Source organism: Oceanimonas baumannii (assembly GCF_002245495.1).
Taxonomy (GTDB): Bacteria; Pseudomonadota; Gammaproteobacteria; order Enterobacterales; family Aeromonadaceae; genus Oceanimonas; species Oceanimonas baumannii.
Window position 1 is genome coordinate 153,874 of sequence record NZ_NQJF01000006.1, and the last position, 20,476, is coordinate 174,349.

General features: G+C 57.7%; 22 protein-coding genes. 5 read left to right on the plus strand and 17 right to left on the minus strand.

The window, feature by feature from the left end:
- The first annotated feature begins 85 nt into the window (after positions 1-85).
- The 5 genes from rppH (at position 86) to nhaA (ending at position 6,219) form a co-directional block, all read left to right on the plus strand.
- Positions 86-643, plus strand: coding sequence for an RNA pyrophosphohydrolase (rppH, locus tag B6S09_RS08605; RefSeq protein ID WP_094278091.1), 558 nt, complete (start codon positions 86-88; stop codon positions 641-643).
- 15 nt (positions 644-658) lie between these two features.
- The gene (gene ptsP / locus B6S09_RS08610) at positions 659-2,917 is read left to right on the plus strand and encodes a phosphoenolpyruvate--protein phosphotransferase (RefSeq protein ID WP_094278092.1); all 2,259 of its coding nucleotides are present in this window, start codon (positions 659-661) and stop codon (positions 2,915-2,917) included.
- Between the two features lie 316 nt (positions 2,918-3,233).
- Entirely contained in the window at positions 3,234-4,052 is an 819-nt protein-coding gene (lgt, locus tag B6S09_RS08615; protein ID WP_094278093.1) for a prolipoprotein diacylglyceryl transferase, read from the plus strand.
- Positions 4,049-4,843, plus strand: coding sequence for a thymidylate synthase (gene thyA, locus B6S09_RS08620; protein ID WP_094278094.1), 795 nt, complete (start codon positions 4,049-4,051; stop codon positions 4,841-4,843). Before lgt ends, thyA begins: the two co-directional genes overlap by 4 nt.
- Before the next feature lie 176 nt (positions 4,844-5,019).
- The gene (gene nhaA / locus B6S09_RS08625) at positions 5,020-6,219 is read left to right on the plus strand and encodes a Na+/H+ antiporter NhaA (RefSeq protein WP_094278095.1); all 1,200 of its coding nucleotides are present in this window, start codon (positions 5,020-5,022) and stop codon (positions 6,217-6,219) included.
- Positions 6,220-6,883: 664 nt separating this feature from the next.
- Here the strand turns inward: nhaA and B6S09_RS08630 are convergent.
- The 17 genes from B6S09_RS08630 to B6S09_RS08705 form a co-directional block, all read right to left on the minus strand.
- Entirely contained in the window at positions 6,884-7,150 is a 267-nt protein-coding gene (locus B6S09_RS08630) for a DUF6953 family protein (protein WP_166670296.1), read from the minus strand.
- Complete coding sequence (locus B6S09_RS08635; protein ID WP_094278096.1) at positions 7,147-7,368, minus strand: YodC family protein; 222 nt, start codon at positions 7,366-7,368, stop codon at positions 7,147-7,149. Before B6S09_RS08635 ends, B6S09_RS08630 begins: the two co-directional genes overlap by 4 nt.
- Before the next feature lie 94 nt (positions 7,369-7,462).
- A complete protein-coding gene (locus B6S09_RS08640; protein WP_094278097.1) occupies positions 7,463-9,352 on the minus strand; it encodes a bacteriophage T4 gp5 trimerization domain-containing protein in 1,890 nt (629 codons plus the stop codon).
- Between the two features lie 5 nt (positions 9,353-9,357).
- A complete protein-coding gene (locus tag B6S09_RS08645; protein WP_094278098.1) occupies positions 9,358-9,897 on the minus strand; it encodes a baseplate complex protein in 540 nt (179 codons plus the stop codon).
- Complete coding sequence (locus B6S09_RS08650) at positions 9,894-10,772, minus strand: hypothetical protein (RefSeq protein WP_094278099.1); 879 nt, start codon at positions 10,770-10,772, stop codon at positions 9,894-9,896. Before B6S09_RS08650 ends, B6S09_RS08645 begins: the two co-directional genes overlap by 4 nt.
- Positions 10,769-11,326: a DUF4376 domain-containing protein gene (locus B6S09_RS08655; protein ID WP_166670297.1), complete on the minus strand. Its 558-nt coding sequence runs from the start codon at positions 11,324-11,326 to the stop codon at positions 10,769-10,771. The genes B6S09_RS08650 and B6S09_RS08655 overlap by 4 nt, the downstream gene beginning before the upstream one ends.
- A gap of 2 nt (positions 11,327-11,328) precedes the next feature.
- Positions 11,329-13,812: a phage tail-collar fiber domain-containing protein gene (locus B6S09_RS08660; protein ID WP_166670298.1), complete on the minus strand. Its 2,484-nt coding sequence runs from the start codon at positions 13,810-13,812 to the stop codon at positions 11,329-11,331.
- On the minus strand, positions 13,809-14,375 hold the full coding sequence (locus B6S09_RS08665) for a phage tail protein (RefSeq protein WP_094278102.1): 567 nt from the start codon (positions 14,373-14,375) through the stop codon (positions 13,809-13,811). Before B6S09_RS08665 ends, B6S09_RS08660 begins: the two co-directional genes overlap by 4 nt.
- Complete coding sequence (locus tag B6S09_RS08670; protein ID WP_094278103.1) at positions 14,368-15,552, minus strand: baseplate J/gp47 family protein; 1,185 nt, start codon at positions 15,550-15,552, stop codon at positions 14,368-14,370. The genes B6S09_RS08665 and B6S09_RS08670 overlap by 8 nt, the downstream gene beginning before the upstream one ends.
- Entirely contained in the window at positions 15,549-15,875 is a 327-nt protein-coding gene (locus B6S09_RS08675; protein WP_019934041.1) for a DUF2590 family protein, read from the minus strand. Before B6S09_RS08675 ends, B6S09_RS08670 begins: the two co-directional genes overlap by 4 nt.
- Entirely contained in the window at positions 15,865-18,660 is a 2,796-nt protein-coding gene (locus tag B6S09_RS08680; protein ID WP_094278104.1) for a phage tail tape measure protein, read from the minus strand. The genes B6S09_RS08675 and B6S09_RS08680 overlap by 11 nt, the downstream gene beginning before the upstream one ends.
- The gene (locus B6S09_RS18450; protein WP_166670299.1) at positions 18,657-18,803 is read right to left on the minus strand and encodes a DUF6890 family protein; all 147 of its coding nucleotides are present in this window, start codon (positions 18,801-18,803) and stop codon (positions 18,657-18,659) included. Before B6S09_RS18450 ends, B6S09_RS08680 begins: the two co-directional genes overlap by 4 nt.
- 41 nt (positions 18,804-18,844) lie before the next feature.
- A complete protein-coding gene (locus B6S09_RS08685; RefSeq protein ID WP_094278105.1) occupies positions 18,845-19,108 on the minus strand; it encodes a putative phage tail assembly chaperone in 264 nt (87 codons plus the stop codon).
- Positions 19,105-19,356 (minus strand): hypothetical protein, encoded by a 252-nt coding sequence (locus tag B6S09_RS08690; protein ID WP_134113976.1) that lies wholly within the window; start codon positions 19,354-19,356, stop codon positions 19,105-19,107. The genes B6S09_RS08685 and B6S09_RS08690 overlap by 4 nt, the downstream gene beginning before the upstream one ends.
- Entirely contained in the window at positions 19,274-19,894 is a 621-nt protein-coding gene (locus B6S09_RS08695) for a hypothetical protein (RefSeq protein WP_094278107.1), read from the minus strand. Before B6S09_RS08695 ends, B6S09_RS08690 begins: the two co-directional genes overlap by 83 nt.
- 9 nt (positions 19,895-19,903) lie before the next feature.
- Positions 19,904-20,275 carry a D-Ala-D-Ala carboxypeptidase family metallohydrolase gene (locus B6S09_RS08700; RefSeq protein ID WP_094278108.1) on the minus strand — a complete coding sequence of 124 codons (372 nt, stop codon included), beginning with the start codon at positions 20,273-20,275 and terminating at the stop codon, positions 19,904-19,906.
- The gene (locus B6S09_RS08705; RefSeq protein WP_094278109.1) at positions 20,272-20,475 is read right to left on the minus strand and encodes a TraR/DksA family transcriptional regulator; all 204 of its coding nucleotides are present in this window, start codon (positions 20,473-20,475) and stop codon (positions 20,272-20,274) included. Before B6S09_RS08705 ends, B6S09_RS08700 begins: the two co-directional genes overlap by 4 nt.
- Position 20,476 lies beyond the last annotated feature (1 nt).

Sequence of the window (20,476 nt, forward strand, 5' to 3'; positions counted from 1 at the left end):
TAAATGAATATGCAGGCACGATTTGCCGGAAATGGGGGAATATGGAACAATCGTGACATGTTAGCTTTATTAATCTGGTGATTGCGTGATAGATGGCGACGGATTTCGTCCCAATGTAGGCATAGTGATCTGCAATCGCAAAGGCCAGGTATTGTGGGCCAGACGCTATGGCCAGCACTCCTGGCAGTTTCCCCAGGGGGGAGTGGATGATGGGGAAAGCCCTGAACAGGCCATGTACCGGGAGTTGTACGAAGAGATCGGACTTAAACCCGAGAATGTAACCTTGCTGGCGGTCACCCGTCACTGGCTCAAGTACAAGCTGCCCAAGAGGCTGGTTCGGTGGGACAGCAACCCTGTCTGCATTGGGCAGAAACAAAAATGGTTTTTGCTGCGATTGGACCCGGATCATGAATCACATATCGAGTTCGGCTGCCACGGGCATCCTGAATTTGATGACTGGCGCTGGGTAAGCTATTGGTACCCGGTTCGGCAGGTGGTGTCTTTTAAAAGGGAAGTATACCGGCGGGTGTTGAGGGAGTTTGCTCCGGTTGTTATGGCAGAGCAGGGTCGCCAGCGCCATGAGCAGGGACGTCACCGGCCAGAGCATGGCCGTCAGCGGGATGGGCGCAGACGGCACAGATAGCAAAAGGGGGCTGCAGTGCTAAAAGAACTGAGGGAAATCGTCCAGCGGGTCACGGCCAGCTCCGATCTGCATGAAGCCATGTCGGAGCTGACGCAGCAAACCCGTCAGGTTATGCTGGCTGACTGCTGCTCCATTTATCTGCGTCGTGAGGAAGAGCCGTTTTATTTGCTTGCGGCTACCGATGGTCTGGCACCCGAGGCAGTCGGACTCGCCCGTATTCCCCTTGGCGAAGGGATTGTCGGTCTGGTGGGGGAAAAGGAAGAACTGATCAACCTGGCCGATGCCCGCCACCACCCCAGCTTTAAGTACCTGCCCGAAGCCCACGAAGATGAGTTCAGATCTTTTCTCGGGGCACCTATTATTCATCAGCGCAAGACGCTTGGTGTGCTGGTGGTTCAGCAAAAACAAGTCCGTTTGTTTGAAGAAGGTGAAGAGTCCTTTCTGGTAACGCTGGCGGCTCAGCTGGCTACCGTCATTGCCCATGCCGAAGCCAAGGGAAACCTTAAATCGCGTAACTGGAAAGGCATGCTCAAGGGGCTTGCCGGTTCTCCCGGTGTGGCCATTGGCAAAGCCTGGGTGTGGCGGCCCCGGGTTGAACTGGGCAGAGTACGGCTGCGTCGCGCCGATGATAAGCCGGTACAGCACCAGCGGCTCGACAAAGTACTGCAGCAGGTAGAGGAAGAGCTGGACAGCATGGCGCTGCGTTTTAAAGAGGCTTCTTCTGCTGACTCCATTGCGGTCTTTGAGGTGTATCAGTATATCCTCAAGGATCCGGTATTTATTGGTCTTATTCGTGATGAAATTGATCAGGGCTGGACCGCGGGCAGCGCAGTGAAGCGGGTATGTGAGCAGCAAATCGCCTGTTTTTCCGGTATGTCCGACCTCTATTTACGGGAGCGGGCTGCCGATATCCGGGACCTGGGCCAGCGCTTGCTGACCCGCCTTATCCATGAAGACGAAGGTCCCCTCAGCCTGAGCGAGCCCATGGTTTTGGTTGCCGATGAAATCAGTGCCACCCTGATTGCTGAAATTCCTCGTAACAAGCTCAGGGCCATTGTGTCGGCCAAAGGTTCTATCAACTCCCATGCAGCTATTCTGGCACGGGCCATGGGGATACCGGCGGTAATGGGTATTGATCATTCTTTTGAGCTGCTTGAAGATCGGCTGATGGTGGTTGACGGTTACACCGGTGAACTGCTGATTGAGCCACCTGACTCGGTCCTGAAAGAATATCACCGGGTGATTGCCGAAGAAGTGCAGATGGACGAGCTTTTTGCCACTGTGCGTTCAGAAGCGTCGCATACTCTGGATCAGGTGCAGATCTCATTATTACTGAATGCGGGCCTCAGTGCCGATGCCGATATTGCGATGAATGATACCGCTGATGGAGTCGGGCTGTTTCGTACTGAAATCCCCTTTATGATGCGGGATCGTTTCCCTTCTGAGCTGGAGCAGGTACACAGCTACCGACGGGTGCTCACCAGTTATGTGGGCAAACCGGTATGCATGCGTACTCTGGATGTGGGGGGGGATAAACAGCTGCCTTATTTCCCGATTGTGGAAGAAAACCCATTTCTGGGCTGGCGTGGCATTCGCCTTACGCTGGATCATCCCGAGATCTTTCTGGTTCAGCTGAAGGCCATGCTCAGAGCCAGCATCGGGCTGGATAATCTGTCCATCATGTTGCCGATGGTAGGCAGCCTTGAAGAAGTCCGGGTTGCACGCCGGCTGCTGGACAGAGCCTGGCGCGAGGTGTCGGCAGAAACCGCCGGTGAGCAGGGTATTATCCGTTATCCCAGTCTGGGGGTGATGATTGAGGTGCCGTCGTTGTTGTACCAGCTGGCGGAACTGGCTCCGCTGGTGGATTTCTGGTCGGTGGGTACCAACGACCTGACCCAATACCTGCTGGCAGTGGATCGCAATAATGGCCGGGTGGCCGATATTTATGACTCACTACACCCCGCGGTGCTGCGAGCCCTGCAGCAAATTATTGATACTGCCCGCCAGCATGCCCGGCCGGTGTCTATCTGTGGTGAGCTGGCCGGGGATCCCATTGGCGTGTTGGTGCTGATGGCCATGGGCTATCGCCGTTTCAGTATGAATAACAGTAATATCATGCGCATCAAATATATCGTGCGGCAGTCGCGTATTGATGAGCTGCAGAAGTTGTTGCAGGAAGCACTCAGTCACCGCCATACCGGGGCCTTTAAAGGCATCTTCGGGCGCTACCTTGAAGAACGCGGCCTGGGAGGCCTGCTGCGGGCGGGGCTGTAGTGCATCGCAAGGCGAAGCAGCTGCGCGGTTGCGCTCCGCCGACATACTTCGATGAATGCCACTCACCAAAGAATCCTGCTGCGAACATATTCAATGTTCGGTCAGGCTTTTTTACTTCGTCACGGCGAGTAAGCTCGCCCCATGTAACGCTCGTCAAATACCATTTCTGGTGGTCAGGTGCGCAGCGGAGCCCACAGGGAAGTGTTCACGGTGTGTCAGCGAAGTAGTGCCTTTGGCCCGACGAAATGCACAGCTCCACAGACACTTGTCACGGTTTGCCTTACAATACCCGCTTTCAAATTTTCGGGGTAAGCGCATGTCTGATTCTCATTGGGTGTTTCCCGGTTTCGATCCCATAGCCATCGAGCTGGGACCGTTGGCGGTGCACTGGTATGGCCTTATGTACCTGCTGGGGTTTGTGTTCGCCTGGTGGCTGGGTAACCGGCGGGCGGCGCAGCCGGGCTCGGAATGGACCAAGGATCAGGTATCCGATGTGCTCTTTTATGGCTTTCTGGGCGTAATAGTTGGCGGCCGGCTTGGCTATGTGTTTTTCTACCAGTTCGACACCTTCCTTGCGGATCCCGTCTATCTCATCAAAATCTGGTCCGGCGGGATGTCGTTCCACGGAGGGTTGCTGGGCGTACTGACCGCTTTCTGGCTGTTCGGGCGCAAGCACAACAAAACTTTCTTTGCCGTTTCCGATTTTATTGCTCCGCTCATTCCTTTTGGGCTGGGGGCCGGACGTCTGGGTAACTTCATTAATGGTGAGCTCTGGGGACGGGTAACTGATGTGCCCTGGGGGATTATCTTTCCGGCGGCGGGAGCGCTGCCCCGGCACCCGTCTCAGCTTTACCAGTTCGCCCTGGAAGGGGTGGCGTTGTTACTTATTCTCAATCTGGTCTGGCGTGCCCGTCCGCCCCGGGGAGTCGTCTCAGGCCTGTTTTTGCTGTGCTACGGACTGTTCCGCTTCCTGGTGGAATTTGTACGTGAGCCCGATGCCCAGCTGGGGCTGTATCTCGATGTCTTCAGCATGGGCCAGTTGTTGTCGTTGCCAATGATGATTGGCGGCGCCCTGATGTTATGGGCGGCCTGCCGCCGTCCTCAATGGTTTGGTAACGGAGCAAAAAGCGCATGAAAGCCTATCTCGAACTGATGCAACATATTCTGGATCACGGTGAACACAAAGAAGACCGCACCGGTACCGGTACACTGTCGGTATTCGGACACCAGATGCGCTTTAATCTGGCCGACGGCTTTCCGCTGGTCACCACCAAAAAATGTCACCTCAGATCCATTATTCATGAACTGCTGTGGTTCCTGAATGGCGATACCAATACTGCCTATCTCAAGGAAAATGGCGTCAGTATCTGGGATGAATGGGCTGATGAAAACGGCGAGCTGGGTCCTGTGTATGGCAAGCAATGGCGTAGCTGGGAAGCCGCTGATGGCCGGGTAATCGATCAGATAAGCCAGGCCATGGAGACCATTAAAGCCAACCCGGACAGCCGCCGCATTATTGTTTCGGCCTGGAACGTGGGGGAACTGGATAAAATGGCCTTGTCGCCCTGCCATGCCCTGTTTCAGTTTTACGTGGCCAACGGCAAGTTATCCAGCCAGCTGTATCAGCGCAGCTGTGATGTTTTCTTGGGGCTGCCGTTTAATATTGCCAGCTATGCGCTGCTGACCATGATGATGGCTCAGCAGGCTGGGCTGGAGCCGGGAGACTTTGTCTGGAGTGGAGGGGATGTGCATCTCTACAGTAACCACCTGGAGCAGGCCCGTCTGCAGCTGAGCCGAGAGCCGAGAGCCTTGCCTGTGATGCGGCTGGCACGCCGCCCGGATTCACTGTTTGATTATGTTTATGAGGATTTTATTCTGGAAGAATACCTTCCGCACCCTCATATAAAAGCACCGGTTGCCATTTGACAGATTTTTGTTTGTAAATAAAGCTATACTTTAGTTTAACATTTTATATTCATCGGAATTTATAAGGCGTTTTGCGCTTTCTTTCGTTATTCCCGAGGTGTTAATCAGAAACAACCGATTATTACCTCTGTAACAAGCTGATTACACTCGGGCTGTTCTTTGAGAAGGAGCTCGTTATGTCTCATGTGCTTAAACGCTTCCTGGCCATGGAGTCGGCCGGTGGCATTCTGCTGATTATTGCCGCCCTGATCGCCATGCTGATGGCCAATACCGGTCTGTCCGGCATGTATCAGGAATTTCTTGGTACCCGTATTCAGTTACGCATCAGTGATCTTGATCTCGATAAACCGCTGCTGCTGTGGGTAAACGATGGCATGATGGCGGTGTTCTTTCTGCTGGTCGGCCTTGAGGTCAAGCGCGAGATGGTGGAAGGCGCGCTTTCAACCCGTGAAAAAGCCATGTTTCCGGCGCTGGCGGCTATCGGCGGCATGGTGTTCCCGGCACTGTGGTTTATGTTCATCAACCTGGGTGAACCGGCCAATCAGAGCGGATGGGCTATTCCTGCGGCAACGGACATTGCTTTTGCCCTGGGGGTGATGGCCCTGCTGGGTAAGCGAGTGCCGCTTACCCTGAAAGTGTTTCTGCTGGCGCTGGCGATCATCGACGATCTGGGCGCTATTATCATTATTGCCCTGTTTTACAACCATGGTGTCGATTTCACCGCAATGGCAGTAGGGGCGCTGGGTATTGTCGGCCTGGTGTGGCTGAACCGGGCCCGGGTGTGTAACCTGGTGCCTTATCTGTTGCTGGGCTGGATTCTGTGGGTGGCAGTGCTCAAGTCAGGCGTACACGCGACGCTGGCCGGTGTGATCCTCGGATTCCTGATCCCGCTGTATGGCCACCGCTTTTCACCTTCCAAGCAGCTGGAGCACTTTCTTCATCCCTGGTGCGCCTTTGTTATTCTGCCGTTGTTTGCCTTTGTTAACGCCGGGGTATCGTTGGAAGGGCTGTCGCTGGCAGATCTCACCTCGGCCTTGCCACTGGGAGTGATGGCGGGTCTGCTGCTGGGCAAGCCCATGGGGATATTCCTGGTAAGCTGGCTGTCGGTACGGCTGGGTTATGCCCAGTTGCCAGCAGGGGTATGCTTCAAGCAAATATTTGCGGTATCCGTGCTGTGTGGCATTGGCTTTACCATGTCGATTTTCATCTCTTCACTGGCCTTTGCCGACCAGGCCCAGCTGGCTAATCTGTCGCGCCTCGGCATTCTGATGGGCTCGACCCTGGCTGCGGTGAGTGGTTATATCATGCTAAGACAGGTCTTGCCGCACAGGGAGCCGCAGCGACGAAAGGTGTCTGTGCATACTCAGCTGGTGTAAGTCTGCACACGGATGCCAAATGAACCGGCCGGGTATAAAAACCCGGCCGGTTTCTTTATGATGGAGCATTGCATGGTGGAGGCGGCAGCTTGTCACATCTGAACTACAACCATCTTTAATATCCTTTATCTTTAAATTCCTTTTAAATCAATATTTTATATTTCTGGTTTTGCCTTAATGGCGACACTTTGGCGGCATCTGTTTAAGTGGCGACGCCATTGATCTGATTTGAAATTCCCATTCTCACGATTCCCAGGCGTGGCGCGGCTTTGCGCTGGCCCGGTGTTTTGCCTGTGTCAGGCTAGTGCCCACGTAAACGGCACGAAGGCCAGGCACGATGGGGCCTTACCGATCCTGCCGGTGATCTGCCAGCGCTCTAATTCCTTCATTTTCGTGCAATTTCCTTCACTGGTTGCAGATCCTCAGATCCCCCGCAGATCCCTGTAACAGCGAGGGTTGGCGGTTGGTTTTGCACACCCGCAGAATTTCATAATTTTTATGACGCAAAGCGCGAAGGCGGGCGCGGAGGAGCGCGGTTTCCGTGGGGCGAGCGCGTGCGTGGGCGGTTGCCGTGGCGGCGCCGGCCCGGGTGCTGCTGGGGTACGGATACAAGAAGGCGGCCGCTTTGGGCCGCCTAGGTGGGTTATCTATGAGTCAGAGGCGTTCAGCCTCTGGCTTCTCTTCCTGGCTCATCTTCAGGTACTCGCCACCGCCAGTAACGATCAGGCTTTACCCAAACCACAGTCTCAGCCGTGTATTTGAGGAATGCAGATAACACTGGCTTCGCAAGAACCTGATTACCGTCGGCGTTCTCTTTCAAGAGTTCCTCCGCCCCCGATTTAACCAAGTAGTCGACCACATCATCCTGGTAGATGCAGCCTTCTTTTTCTAGAGCTGCAATCATCCAGGCTGATACGTCGCTGGCCTTCACTTGGCCTCGCCTCTTTTTCTAACCAGTTCAAGTGACTCTTCAGGAAAGGTACCAGAGTCCAATTTTTTACCGGCGAACCATTGGGCTTTGTAGTTCCCAGAGAAACTACGATCGCCACTATAAGATGAAATTAATTGATTGATTGTCATTTCAGGGCCGCCGGCCGTTAGACGCACAATATCACCCAGCTCATAAATAGCTTCTCTTTCAGCACTCATCTTCTATCTCCATAAAAAACAACATAATAGATATTGGGATGGTTCCAAATGATTCAATGCTGAACAAAAAATATTCGCTAATTTATTTTACCCTTTATCCGGTGAAGCTCTGCAGGTTGTTCTTGATGCCGCCGATAGCGTTGGCATGGGTGGCAACCTGGCCTTGCACGTTGGGCGGGCCAGCGTCGGTATGTGTGTGGCCGTCGAGCTTCTGCAGGGCGGCCTGCACGTTTGCCATCATGCTGATCATCAGGGCCAGCATGTTGTGGGTACCATTGCCCAGCACGATGCTATCACCCTGTATGACTTGGGTCCTTGCGGTGCTCTTGTGGGTGCCTGTGGTCTGTTCGGTGGTGTTGCCCTGGGTGGTGCGTTGTGCATTGCCGGTGACGGTGGTGGTGCTGCTTCCCTGGACTGTCCGAGCATCGTCGCCGTTCACTGTTGCCGTTCTTCTTCCCTTGATGGTCTGTAGGGAGTCACCGGTGATGGTGGTGGTGCGACTTCCTTCAACCGTCAGGGCATCGTTACCCTTCACTGTTGCAGTTCTATTGCCCTGGATCGTCATCAGGCTGTCGCCGGCAATGGTGGTGGTGCTGTTGCTGCCAACGCTGTGTTGGTAGTCGGCACCGGTGACATCGACCCGTTCGCCGGCGGCCACCTGCTGTAGGTTGGTCAGGCTGGCCAGGGTCAGGTCGTCGCCGGCCAGCAGCTCTATGGCTCCCAGCGCTTCTATGAGTTTGCGGCCGGCAATTTCCTCGGTGCTGTGTTGGGTGACCGTGGTGTGCTGGCTGCCAAATTCACCCTGGTAGTCGTCGGCCTGCTGAATAAGCTGGGCGGCCAGGTGTCTGATGGTCTGGTCGGTTTCCAGGGTGTGGTTGCCGGCCGGGTCAGTACGCTGATACACCTCTGCGCGCTGCTGCTGCAGCTGCTCTCCAGGTTGTATGTCGGGCAGGTGCCAGCCGGTGCCGAGGATAGTCCGGATAAAGGGTTTGTCCGGTCTGCCGAAAGCCCAGCCCATTTCGACCAGAGTGCCTTCCACCGGGTACTGAAAGTGCCCCTGTTCGGGGCCACCGAAGAGCACGGGAACGGGCACCGCCTTAAACACGGGCACGGCCGTGTCGGGCTGGCCGTTTTCATCCAACTGCTGCACGTCCACGGCGTAGCGGGGACGAAAGGGGTCATTCACCTGTCCGGCACTGGCGGCATCTATCGCGGCGGTAACCACACCAAATACCGGCAGGTGAAAGCCGGCGGCCAGTTCGGGAAAGTCCTGCTCCATTTGCCGCTGTTGCGCGGTCTTCTGCTTACCCTGCCAGCGCAGGGTCATGTCTGCGCCGTCAAACTTCAGATGGGTAATGCGCTGGCCGTTCACCAGTGCGCCGGGGCGCATAAGGGGTATCACCGGTAAGGTCAGGCTGTTGCCTGCCGCCTGATGGTCTGTCAGCTCGGCGTCCAGCGTAAGCGGTCGGGATGGCCAGCGCGAGTGCTGATAGCTGCCCACATAGATGTTGCCGTCGGGTTGCTGATACCAGCAGAATTCGGGGATCTGGAACGCACGGCTGGCGTTTTCCAGCAGCTGGGCGCCGGTACCGGCGGTGGTGAAATTGGGAATGGCCGTGTCCACATAATCCGCTTCCGGCAGCGCGAAGGTGAGCCCGGTTTGCTCTGCCAGCTCGGTGATTACCTGGCGAAAAGTGGCATGCTGAATGCTCATGGTGGTACGGGTACCGAGTACAAAGGACAACTCTTTAATCAGCAGCCGGGTGTGACCATTATCGGCGGGCTCGGCACGGGTGACGATACCGGTAAACCAGCGGTGCATGGTGGTGCCATAGCCCATATCGAAGTGCACCAGCGCTTTGGCTTCGGCACTGCCCTTGATGGTAACGATACCGCGACCGGCTGACGACAGTTCCAGCACCCATTTGTCATTCACCAGGTGGACCTCCTGGCCATTCACGGTGATGCGTTTATTCAGTTTCATTGTGTTCAGTCTCCTGCCAGTGCATCGTCGGCGCGCTTCAGGATCTTCTCAAATCCGCTCAATTCGCGTTGCTCTCCACCTTGGGCGGCCGGCGGTGGTGATACAGTGCTGGTGCCTGCGGTGCCCTGGCCAACTGTGGCCGCCGGTTTTGATGCGCGTTGTTCGCGTTTCTCCGGTACCGACAGGTGCTCACGCAAGGTGAACGAGACCCGCCAGGCCAGCAGTCCTTCCTGCTCGGGAGCCATAATGCGGCCGGCAAACTTTACCTGGTAAATTTTGACCGCTTCTGCAAGTTCGCAGCCGATACGGTAGATTTTGCGGTTGCTACCGTCTTCTTTGCTCTGAGCCAGTTCAAACAGGCGAGTCAGGGCGGCCTGATCCTTGAACGGCACCAGGCCGGTCACCTGCAGCTCTTTGCCCTTTTCTCCCTGCTCCGCCGTGCTGGTATTGGATGTTTGCCCGGAAGTGTCCTTTTCCTTGAATTCCATGCTCAGGGTGATGCGGGGGGACTTAAGGCGCAGCAATTCGCCGTCGAGCGCGATCATGGCAGCAACTCCTTGAAAAACGTCATGGGCTGCTCGGATACCAGCAGCACAGCGGCGGTATGTGCCCGCTCGTAGCTTGGCAGGCCGGATGATAACGAGGCCGCAATGCCGGATGCAGCGCCGGAGCCATTTATGGCATACAGGCTGCCGTTCAGTCCGGTTTTCAGGGCATTCAATGCCTGTTTCTGTTGCTCCAGCCAGGCTTCCCGTTTGCTGGCCAGCGCCTGCAGCTTGTTGATGGGGGACTGGGTATCTGCCGCCAGTGATTCCAGTTGCGCTACGCTGGATCCCAGTATGGCCACGGTTGAGCGCAACGGCTCAAACAGATGCCGGCCCGGTACCCACTTGGGTGTGGCACTGCCGGTGGGGGTTTGCATACGTTCCTGGGCATTGGTGTTTTCTGCATGGCTGCGCCGGGCACAGGCGCACAGCTCCGGAATGGGCAGCACGGCCGTCAGTGCGGTCAGCGCATCAGCAAATTCAGCCAGAGAGTTTGCGGTAACCAGCAGCCCTTGCACATGTGAGCCGGGCGGCGCGTTGTCACCCTGCAGCTTTTCTGCCAGGCGGCTGGCGGCGTTTCCGGGGGCCAGATAACTGCCGCTGCTTTCCACCTGGCCCACGCCGTAATCATAGGGCGTCACCGTAATGCGGTGTCCGGTAACCAGCATCTGCTCGATAAGTGCGCGCAGATGGGCCAGCTGGGCGGCGTCATCACTTAATGGGTGAGGGCGAAAACTGACGGCCTCGGCGGCCTGGCTCAGCGTTGCCATGGCCTGCTGTTGAGTAGTGGCCACGCGGGACAATACGACATCCGCTTTTGATGCAATATCGTCGGCGCTGGCCGGCCAGGTCAGGGAAGTACGGGACCAGCTCATTCCTTAGCCCAGCCCACTAGGTAGGCCTGAACGTCAGCCACGGCAGTGAGGGCCGCAACCTCTGCTTTCATCTGTCGCTGCCGGGCATGAATGTCAAAACCGCGCTGGCCACGAGCTGCAGCCATGGCACTGGCCAGTGCCTGCAGCTGAGTAGTGGTCATGGGTACATCGATATTGTCGGCGGTCGTCCAGAAAAAACCCTCCGGCAACGTACCGGTGGCATCGGCGAGGGCGAGTGTTTCTTCCATGCGTGATTTTGAGCGTTCGCCAGCATCCCAGGTGTGTCCAGCATGCTCAAACAGCAGGTTGGTTTTTTCCTGCATGTCGCGCCAGACGTTGATGTAGTAGATCTTGTTTTCGATGACCTCTGACAGTTCCGGAACCAGCTCAGGCGGTGGGCTGAATTCGTCGGTGCTTGGGTGATACCACCAGTCTGTATCCACTTCGGGTTCGCAGGGCAGGATGTCTGCTGATTCCTCAATCTGGCCAGAAAGAAGGCACAGAATGGGGTGCGGCTCGGTATTGGTTGGGTCAACTCGTGCAAATTTGGTCATGGTCATAGCTTCACAATCGTAAGGACGGACTTGGTAGTTGTGCGGTTTCCTGATTGATAAGGGCTCCATGTATGGGGGTCTGTCACATTTATTCCCCACAGAACCAGATCGACAAAATTTCCGGGGTTATCGCCCCCGCCACATTTAAAGCCAATGCGGACCCTGGCTACTCCATCAACATCAGGGGTGATTGGGCCGGTGTAGGTGAGGTTGAGTGTCCTTCCTTCCCCTTGCTCAGACAGTAAGTCCTCAGTTGTCCTGTCGAGCTGGGATCCACTCACATCAAGCCAGGTGTAAAAATCAATATCACGCAGGCCATTCGAACTAGTGGCATACCCGACACATATTTTTGCTGTAATTTGATATGTTGCGCCTTCCTCGGGTGTAAAGTCGTGCTTAAGGTAATTTGAGCGCTTTTCCGTATACATACCATTGCCACTATATGCTTCAGATGAACCGCTGCGCACTTCGGCAATCAGTTGGCTGCCCAGGCTGGGTTTTTCCGTTATTTCCCCCCACTTTGGCCAGCGCAGGGCGGTGGCCGGCTTGTTAGTGACCTGGTCCCAGTGGTGTTTGTGGCTTTTGGGGGCATAGTGCGGGTCTGTGACTGCAGCACGGAAATGCGCCGGCGTTGTTGGGCGAATGAAGTTGTTAGACCCTTGATCTACTTGGGTCATGATGTATTTCACGTTCGTATTGGATGCACCATAAGAAGAGCGAAACAGACGGGCTTGAATATCGCCGGAGGTGTTACGCTTTGCTATGGTGTTCGGCTCTTCTCCTGTTGAGTCAGTTGCTCCATTCAAATTGGCTGAATCTACCGCTTTCCCGTTTTTAGGCAGCCGGCCATTGGCGTTGTCATTGGCGGACTTGACGGCTCCTGCCGTTGCAAACTTGCTATTACTCGCATCACTGACACTGCTGGTAGCGGGATAGTTGGGCACGCTCCCCAGGCCCACATCGGCCTTGCTGGGTTTGTGATTTGTGGAGTAGGTGGCCGACCACTCAGACCAGCTACCACTATAAAATCCCCGGGTATAAATAATGGCGCTATATCCATGATAGGGAATATAGGTCTGCACCACGCCGGCGGCCTCGGTGACGATCAGGGTGCCCGCATACTGTGCCGGATATTTCCGGGCTGCTGTCGCATTCGCGTTCATCGGTTGATAGAAAACACCGTGATCAGTAATGGTATCCAGGTGACTGGTGCCCAAATGCGTGGCGTTTTTAATGTCATGCACGATGCTTGCGTACCGGGCATTTCCCTGTGCCTTCGTGTAATAGCGGTCGTCATGATGATGGGCTGAGGGTGGAAACGTGGCCGGCTTACCCAGCAGGTTATCCCAGTGCCGGACCCAGTCTCTGGGTTTCCCCCCCAGAAATTCTGTATCCAGCTTAGAGCCAATACCATCCACGGTCAGCATCTTGGCCAGCACATCGGCAGCGGTGTATTGGGAGGCGTTGAGCTTGATGCTGTTGAGCTTGTTATATGCATCGGCCACGGCTTTGCTGGTGGCATACTTGGTAGCACCACCGGCGGCATCGGTGTAGCTGTGGCTCCAGCTCCAGTTTTCCAGTTTATCCAGCCCGACCTGGTCTTTTGTGTGCGCATCGGGGCGGTGCTCATGCCACCACAGGCCGCCACGGCCGCGCAGGTCGGTCACAGTCCCATTGGAGGCGAGAGACGCCAGCGGGGTGACATAGTGCGGGTAACCAGCTTCATCCACGTAGTCGCTGAGCGGGGTGGTGCTGGCCCGAATGGTGACCAGGGTGTGCCAGTCCGAGAGCAGGGTGCCGGCGTGGTATACATCGGCATACAGCACAGCGGGGCGCTGGGCCACGGTTACGGACTGCGAGCTGGTCAGTTCGGTACGCAAGCCTGCGATGTATCCCATGCCCGGGGTCACCAGAAACTCATTTACGCCGGTACCGGGGCGCACGGCAAATCCGTCTGCAATAAAAGCGGCGTCACCGTAATGATCGAGCGCTTGCTGCTGAATGTCTTTATCCAGTCCCATCAAGCGGGCGGTAAAGTCGATTTGCCAGGTGCCGGCATCCACATGGGTCAGGGTGGCCTCAGCGGCGCCCTGGTATTCCATCAGCATCGACTTCACCAGGCTGTTACCGGGGCGGTTCAGTAGGTTCTTTAATTTATCTTCTTCTGCCTTGTGCACCACCATGGCCACCAAGCCGCTAGCTTTGTGGATCAGGTACATGGCGTTAAAGGTAAAGTCACCCAGATTGGTATCCATGACGATGGAATAGGCCACCCCGTTGGCGTTGATTTTGCCGCGCTGATCCACCTTCTGGCGGTGCACAATCTGGCTGGCATCAGGCAACCCTACAGCGCGGTTGATGGGCTGGCTCAGGTCAAGGCCCGGAATATGGGCCAGCACGATTTCGTCCAGCACCACGGGCTGACCGCCCAGCTGTTGCTCTGCCAGATATGCTTCAAAGGCGAGGGTGATGGCGGTTTGGGTCATCCTAGTTTTGCTCCAAATACTTGATAACTGCCGCTGAATCGGGCGGCGTGCAGGCGCAGGGGTTGCGGGTAAACCACTTTGTAGCGATAGCGGCGACATGTGCGGCCATAATGCTGGATCAGCACCTGCAGCAGTTGCTGGTTTTGTGCCAGGGCCAGGTCGGCCAGCTCGATAATGATCACGTCCCAGGGCACGCCGGGCTGGCGTTCGTGCAGCTCTACCCAGCCAATGCCTAGGCGCTCAAAAATACGCTTGAAGCCAGCAATGTCGCCGGCGTCCCGGGCATTGGCAAAGGCGAACTTGACCCGCTTGCGGTAAAGGAGCAAGGGCTCGTTACTGAAGCGTTGAATACCTCGGTCCCAGGCCAGCACGTTTAAAATGTTTTCGCTGCATTCCAGCGGGTCGAGTTGACGCAGCGGGAACAGCAGCCAATGCCAGGCTTTGCGCCAGAAGGTGTTCAGGCCATTGCCCAGAAAATGCGGCTCCTGTTGTTCCCGGCCGTCCATCCACCAAGGGGCTTTGTGTTCGGGTAGCTCCGGAGCCTGTTGCTGATGTTTATCCATGCAGGGTCACCGTCAGTTCGGCCAGGCGCGGAATGCTCTGGGCGCTGTTAATGTCGGACTGGCCGAACGACAAGGTGTCAATGTCGGGCAGGGCGGCATGCAGCTCCGCACCCAGCCGGCTGAATGAAAAACGGCTCAGCGGCTTGGTGCGGGTAATGTTCGGGTAATCCGCGGTCTCCCGGAATGCGGCGCGCACCATGGCTTCAGCGCGGGCCTTGAGCTGGCTTTTTTCCTGGTCACCCAGAAAGGCCCGGGGCCAGATGTCCAGGGTAATGGTGTGCAGGGTGTCGGGCAGGGCGAAGCACTGCAGATCGTCGCCGTGGCCATGGTTGCCATCGTGACTGACATGGCGGTTAAGCCGTTCAATCAGGGCCGGTGGCGTGGTGCCCACTTCCATCAAAATAAAGGCGTTGGCAGTGCCCGGACCGCGCGGGGCATCGTGTTCAAAAAAGATGTTATCGGAGCGGATGCCGGCCACGGCAGCGAGCATGGAGCGGTACACCGCATCAATGTGATAGCGGCCCACCACGGAATACTGGTTCTGAATGCGCAGGCCCAGGGCATCGTCGTCTTCTTCGTCGTCGCCGGGCTCGGTGATCCAGTCGACCGGGTTGGCCACCCGTTCAATCCCGTTCACGGCAGTAGGCAAAATGCAGTAGTAGCCGGCGGGCAGGTTCCAGGCGTTGCCGGGCTCGGTGGCTTCACACACCACCAGGCCGCTGATCAGGCCGGCGGAAATGGTGACGGTGTCCACCACCGCCAGGGTATAGCTGCGGCCGTTAATACGTTCGGTGGTGATGGTGGTACCGGCCTTAATGGTCACCGTGCTGGCCGGCTCGGTTTTGAAAAACTCCACCAGGCCCCGGGTGGCCTTGGCGGCTTTACGCTCCAGCCCCACGTCCCAGGCTTTCAGATCCTGATAGTAGCCCCGCGCCGTGGCGGCAAATGAGTTGGGCAGCACATGGTCCACCAGCAGGGTGTTGAGCAGCCACATGGCCGGCTTCACCACAATGGCGCGCTGCAGCCGCCAGAACGGGGACATGCGGCTGTCGTTGGTGATGATGGAGCCGGCGGCCTCCACTTCCCTGGCCAGCTCCTGCTCCAGTGCTTCCGTGGTGGTGGGAATGCCGGCGGCGGCCACCAGCCGGGTAAAGTCGACCTTGGGACGGGCATTCACAGGAACACCTCCAGATCACCGAATTCATAGGTGCGGGCGGTCAGCAGATAGCGGTCGGCCGTCTCTTCCCGCACATCGGCGGTGCCGGGCTCGATACGGGTATCCTGCTCGACCAGAATGCGTATTTGGGTGCGCACGTCGGCGCGCAGGGTCGGGCTGCGCTCACCAATCAGCGCACGGGCCAGCCCGGATTCCATAATGGCGTGCTTGATGTCCTGGCCAATGCTGTGGCGGTTGTCGGTGGTGACCGGCTGTGCGCCGGCATCCAGCACCAGACCGCCATTTTCGACCAGCAGATCGATATACAGCCGTTCAGAAGCCATATTGCAGTTCCTCCCATTCCGCCAGGGTTTGCGGGCTCATGCCCTGTTCGTTCTTGATATGCACATCACCAAAATGCACGGTTTTGCCGTTGTTCTGGCCGGCCACCTTGATCAGCTGCGGCAGCAAGGGGGACGGCGGCGATTGCATCGACTCCGGGGCGCGGGTGGTGCGCAGTCGCTCATTAATGTTTTCCATCAGCGGCTCGCTGTCGGGGACCGGCTCAGTGCTGTTGCCTGGCAGCAAGTGAGGGGCGTTGAACAGCGGGAACTCTACTGGCACGTCATTGGCCGGCATATCCTGCGGGGCCCCACCGGAATACACCTGGTGTATTTCCTGGGTTATCGGCGGCAGTTCAACCTGCAGATCGTCGTACCAGGTCCGTAATACCTCCTGTTTCAGCGGGGCAATATCGCTGGGCACCGGCTGCAGATGGCGGGCTACCTGCTGGGTTGCGGGGGGTACTGCGGTATTGGCGGCGTCGGGCCACTGGCGGTTGACCAGTTGGGTGGCCGGCGCTACTTCTGCCGGCAGCGGTTGCAGGTGGCGGGCGACCTGCTGAGTGGCGGCTGGCACAGCGGTATTGGCGGCCTCGGGCCACTGGCGGTTGACCAGTTGGCTGGCCGGGGCCACATCTGCCGGCAACGGCTGCAGGTGGCGGGCGACCTGCTGAGTGGCGGCTGGCACAGCGGTATTGGCGGCCTCGGGCCAGTGGCGGTTGACCACCTGGCTGGCCGGGGCAATATCTGCCGGCACCGGCTGCAGGGTACGGGCCACCTGCTGGGTGACGGGCGGCACAGCGGTATTGGCGGCGTCGGGCCACTGGCGGTTCACCAGCTGGGTGGCCGGAGACAGCTCTGCCGGTACCGGCTGCAGGTGGCGGCTTACCTGCTGGGTCGTGGTTGGCATCATGGCGGGAGCTGTGGCAGCGTCCTGGGGTAATGCGCCGGCCGTTCGCTCAATGTGCTGGGTAACCTCGGGCATGTCCGGGGTTTCCGGCAGGACCATGTCCACCCCGCTCAGGTCGATCTCAATCCCCGGGATCAGGTTGATTTTCTCAATCAGCCATTGCACCAACTTGCCGGCCATGCGGATCGGAAACAGGATGGCATTAAAGATGGTGCCAAAGACGTTGCCAATGGTCTGCCCCGCTTCTGCAAAGCCGTCCAGCTGTTCAGTGGTCATTTCCACCGGCGCAATCAAGGCGGTGAACCAGCCAAACAGATCGGCCAGCAGGCCACCAATCCAGCCGAGTACGGCAGAAAACAACCGGAACAGCCCCACAAAGGGCGCGAACAGCTCGCTGAGCCCGGCCACCTGAGTAAAGCCGGAAATAAAGCCGCTGATAAAGGCTTTGATGGGTTCCCAGAACTTATAAACCGCAATGGCTGCTGCTCCCAGCACCGCAATCACACCCACAATGCCGGCAATCATCAGGCCTGCAGGGTTGGCCATCATCAAAAAGTTCAGGCCAATCAGTGCCGGACGCATGGCCACCATGGCCATACGCACCAGCTTAAGCGGGCTGAGCAACAGGCTGATACTGCGGCCAAAGAACAGCGACATGCTGCCGCCGATGGCACTGAGCAGGGTCCAGCTGGCGGCCACGGCCGTGAGGCTGGCCAGGCCAATGGCGGTCCAGGTTACTGCTTCAGTGAGGTGGGGGAACATGTCGGTCCATTCCACCAGCACGGCCATGCCGTCAGCGATGGACTCTACCACCGCATTGATGGTGGGCAGCACGCTGGCTCCGGCACCGGCACGCAGGGCAAACCAGACGTGTTCCAGTCGTTGCCACTGGTCGGTCATGGCCCCGGCCATTTGGGTGGCCTTGTCCATGCCGGTCTGTTTGCCCACGTTATCGATGCTGTGTGCAAGGCCATCGATTTGCGGCATCAGGGCTTTCACCAGGTCTACCGCTTCGTCAGAGCCAAAGGCTTTTTTAATCGCGTCGGACTCGGCCACAGTGATGGTGTCGCCGAATTTGTCTTTCAGCTTCTGCAGGATCTGCACCATGCCCAGCATGTTGCCGTTGCCGTCCACAAAACTCATATTGAGTTTGTCCTGGGCAGCTCCTACCCCGTTGATAAATGCTTTGTATTTGGTGCCTGCCTCCCCACCGGACATAGTGGCCTGCAGGGTACCGAGTACGGCCATCTGTTCGTGCATGGCAATGCCGGCAGAAGTCGCGTTAGCCTGGATCCCTTTGAACGCATCGGCCATCCCTTGGCCGGTGGTCTTGAAGGACTCCACCGCCTGGGCGGTCTGGCCGGCCACCATGGCGGCGAAGTTATCCCGGCCCATGGCATCGGCCTGCTGCTTGAACACGCCATACATGGTACCCATGTAGGCAGTGATCGTCGCGGTGTCGGCCTTGGTGGCGGCGGCCAGCACGGCCGACGACTCGGTAATGCCGGCCAGCTCGTTGCCGGACAGATCCCCCATGGCAGACTTAATGTCATACGCTGCCCCGATAAACTCGGTGGCCGACTTGCCGAACTCAATGGAGAAGTCGGTGGCGGTCTGGCTGAGAGTATCGAGATCCTGTTGAATCACGCCCAGGGACTTTACTTCACCCAGGGCGCGGTCCATTTCGATGGCGGGCATCAGCGCTTGGTACAACGCAAAACCGGAGGCGGCCAGGCCGGTGACCCCTTCGGTGATGCGATCCATGTTCTGGCGGCCCAGCTCTCCGGTTTGCTTGATCTGCTGGTTAATGCCCTGAATGGGCCGGGTGACCTTGTCGACCAGGCTCACCGTCAGCATTAATTGTTCCAGGTGCTTCATGTGCCGTTAAATGCCTTTGCTATGCCTGTTGCGATGGCGTTGCCGGTATTGTCCCAGTGCTGTTTGTCGAGCCAGATGGCCCGGGCCAGGGCTTCTTCATCGTCGGGTTCGTGGGGCAGGTAGTGGCGGCGCAGTGCCAGCACCTGCTCCAGCTGGTTGCCCTCTATCGCGTTAACCCGACGGGTCAGTTTTTTATGCTGATCTCAAGCTCGGGGACGAACGCTTCATTCACCTTTGCGGCGATCTTGAGGCCGGCACCGGTGAGGTTCAGCAGCTTGGCCAGAGCGTCTTTGCTGTCGGCGGTGACCACCCGGTTCAGGTAGTTGTGTGCCGGCGCGACCTTGTCATCCATGTTCAGTTCATTGATGTACTTGTTGTACGCCTGAGTAGTGGGCTCAAACGCCAGATCAGTGCCGTTAACGGTCAGGGTGATGATTTGCTTGCTCATTTGATGTTCTCCAGTTTTTTGTCGAGACGGGTAAAGCCGTCGTCTATGCGCTTTTCAATGCGGTCGACGCTTTCCTTCAGTTCGGGCTTGGTGGCGTAGTTCTCTGCCACATGGGCCCGCAGGTTGGCGTTGTCGACCTGATTCTTGTGTACCTTGCCGCTCAGGCTACTGAGAATAGGGGTCAGCACGGCGGCCAGTAGCAGCCCCAGTGAGATCCCCACGCCCAGCCAGTCGGGTACTTGCTCCAAGGTGGCCTCCTGCAATGCGGTCGATTTGTTTTTGTTTTTCCGCGCTGCCCCGGGAGCTGCCCAGCCAGTAGGTGACGGCGGCAAGGAAAGCGGTCACGATTTGTCCGGCCAGGTAAAACACCACGTCTTTGGAGCCATCGGGCACCGGCATGGCCATCAGCCCTACGGTCAGTGCCACCACCATGATGGCCAGGGCCATGGTCAACCGCGCAGGCACCGGGTTTTCCCGGTGTTGCTGGCGGGCGTGCTGCACGTCGTCCAGAAAGATTTCGGTTTCCTTCATGTGCAGCTCCACCAGCTTCAGGTTGGCCTGACGGATCTGCTCCCGTTCCTGGTAAGCCCATTCCTGCAGCTTCAGAGCCGATTCGGGGTTTTGCACCAGCTCACGCTGCACGGCGTCTGGCCGGTTATCAGTGCCGAGTACGCCGGCAATCTGGGCACCGATGGTGGCGGCTACGCCCACGGGCCCGGAGAGCAGCGGGGCCACGGTGCCGGCAATGCGCCCCACGGTGGTGGCAATGTCTTTCCAGTCGCTCATGGCGGCTCCTTAGTTCTTGCCCCAGCGCGCCGGCGTCTCACGCACATCAATGTGGGTGAAGGTGGCGTAACGGCCTATGCCGTAGCGGCCCGGGTAGGTGCGTTCCAGGTAGTCAGCCACCTGAGCCGGTAGCAGGCCTTTCACACGAATGTCAGCGGCCTTGCCCAGCTTGTGCACGCTGTTTCTGGCACCGCCCACCCGGCGGTTATGGAGGTCGCAGCGGCATGCACTGGTAATAATCACCGGACGGCTGCCCAGGTCCCGGCGCAGTTGCTCCAGCACGCCCAGCAGTTCGGCGTCCACGGCATCAAAACCACAGCCGCATTTGCAGGCAAACTCACGGCGGGTGAAGTGCAGGTTTTCAAAGGGGGTCTTGTTCATCGTCTGTTCTCCAGCAGGGTCTGGCAGCCCACGCACAGGGTCACACCGGGCAGGGCTGCCCGGCGGGCCTCGGGGATGGGGTCGTCGCACTCTTCGCACTGGTGGCGACTGGGTGCGGTGCAGTGGTGGCCGGTCTGGGCGGCCAGCTGCTGAGCCAGCAGCCAGTCGCTCATGTCATTGGCGCGGTCAATCACATCCATG